At 63.4% G+C, this 2,051-nt stretch carries 2 protein-coding genes and 1 pseudogene; all 3 read right to left on the bottom strand.

Features of this window, described 5'->3' with window-relative positions:
- Positions 1 to 194: 194 nt before the first annotated feature.
- A pseudogene (locus tag DRB19_RS29480) lies at positions 195 to 317 on the bottom strand (IS701 family transposase); the annotation flags it as partial.
- A 124-nt stretch (positions 318 to 441) separates the two neighbouring features.
- Positions 442 to 1,393, bottom strand: a protein-coding gene (locus DRB19_RS29485; RefSeq protein WP_373867469.1) for an IS630 family transposase whose coding sequence is annotated in 2 segments (ribosomal slippage) — positions 442 to 1,069 and positions 1,068 to 1,393 — 954 coding nt in all. Because the reading frame shifts where the segments join, the coding sequence is not laid out codon by codon here.
- A gap of 244 nt (positions 1,394 to 1,637) precedes the next feature.
- Positions 1,638 to 2,051: integrase core domain-containing protein (locus DRB19_RS29490; protein WP_162815963.1), on the bottom strand; the 414-nt coding region annotated here is incomplete at its 5' end.

Raw genomic sequence — 2,051 nt, forward strand, 5'->3', positions numbered from 1 at the left:
GCGATGGCTGCCGTCGCGGCTGGGACATCACGGCACGGGATCGGGCGGAGCGACATGAGGACCTCCGGGATAGTGGGGCTGCCCCCTCAAACCCAGAACGCCAATCCCTGTCTCAAGGGCTCCGGCACATTCGCCAGCAGTATCTAAAGCGATGCAAGTCCAAGGTCTTCTTCCCCCGGTAGCTTGCTGTCGCAGTCAGCATCCCAATGCGTACGGGCGAGGAAGTCCTGCACGCCATCAGGGCTGGCATCGCCGGCCGCTTCGGCCAGATGCCAGCCATTCTTGCGCTTGAGTGGCGCGAGCAGGCCCTGCAAGTAGGCTCTAGAGCATCGGACGAGAAGTCGGATCCGATGAGGTCTGCATCTCAGCCATCCTGGAGCCATGCCGAAGCCGCCGGTGGCGCGTCCACTTAACGGTCCGATGCTCTAGAGCAACGGGCATTCAGACGAATCCATATCCGGCGGCAGTGAAGTAGTTGCGGCATACCTCGGGCTCAAGCAGATCGCATAGGTCGCCGATGGCACGCCAGAGCGCGTCGAGCGTTCGGGCTTCGGCTTTGCGCAAGTGCGATTTAATCTGGGAGAAGGCCTGTTCAATTGGATTCAGATCAGGACTGTAGGGTGGCAGAAACAGGAACCAGGCGCCCTTTTGCTTGAGACGCTGCGCGGCTTTCTCACTCTTGTGCGCGGGCAGGTTATCCAGGATGACCACATCGCCCGGCAACAGCGTCGGCGCAAGCTGGGTCTCCACATAGGTCTCGAAGATCTGTCGGGTCATCGGCCCGTCAACCACCCAGGGGGCACTCAGCTCATGGTAGCGCAGCCCGGCCACAAAGGTCTGGGTTTTCCAATGGCCGAAGGGCGCCTTGGCATACAGGCGCTGCCCCTTGGGACAGCGGCCACGCAAGCGCGTCATCTTGGTGGACGTGCCCGTCTCATCCAGAAAGACGAGCCGGTGCGGCTCCTGGCGCATGTGGGGCTGGCGCTTCGTGCGCCAGCGCTCGCGGGCATGGCGCACGTCGGAGCGTCCTTGCTCGCTGGCCCGCAGCGTTTTTTTTGAAGCTATAGCCCTGGCGGATGAACCAGTGCGAGATCGAAGCGGGCGTGACCTTGGTGCCGCGGGCAGCCAACTCAGCGGCGAGTTGCGGCATGGTGATGTCACCCTTCTCGGCAACACGCTGGAGCAGGATCTCGCGATGTGGGTCGAGCTTGGAGTAGCACCAGCCACCCTCCGGTTTGGCTGCCAGGCTGCCGGTGGCCCGATAGGCCGCCATCAGCCGCACCACGAAGGCCACCGAGACCTCAAAGTGGCGGGCGGCCGCGTGGCAGGAGTGCCCCGCCTCGACAAAGCGCGCCACCCGGCGGCGCAGGTCCAGCGAGTAGGACTTGGTCATCGCTCATCTCCTCCCAGGAAGAAGGCTGAGACAAGTGAATCACGAAGCCGTCGCGCCGAAAAGCCCTCGATTCAGTCAGAACTGACGTTGCTCTAGCCCGTCGGCGCGGCTCAATGCGGCCAAACCGGGGAGCAATCCGGGTGCACAGATCATCCAACTGAGCGGCCCAGCGGTGAGCCTCGCTTGCGTGCGTCATGGTGCGACACCTTCGTGTCCAAGACAACGCACAAACCCGGCTGTAGTACTAGCTGTCTGGATGCGAGACCTCCTTGGCATGAGCGACGACCTGGAGGGCCTGGGGAAGTGCCCTGGGATCGGGCGGCTTGAAGCGCGCGTTGGCAAACTTCGGCTCGGCGGCCAGGCGCCGTTGCACGACCTGCTCGGGTGACGCCCCCTTGAGCACGCGTTGACGTCTCCTGTTGTAAGCCTGATTGAAGCCCTTGAGCAGCGTCTCGAGGTCACGATGGCTGTAGATCGTGATGCCCAGCACCTCGCGCTGCACCCGCCCATTGAAGCGCTCAGCCAGTCCGTTCGTCTGAGGCGTGTAGGGCTTGGTCGTGCGGTGCACCACCTTCAGCCGGCGGCAGGCGTCCTCGAAACCATCGGCGGTGAAGCACGAGCCGCGGTCGGTGAGCACGTGCGTGATCTTGAAGGGAAA

This window comes from Microvirga aerophila, from assembly GCF_003332305.1.
Taxonomy (GTDB): domain Bacteria; phylum Pseudomonadota; class Alphaproteobacteria; order Rhizobiales; family Beijerinckiaceae; genus Microvirga; species Microvirga aerophila.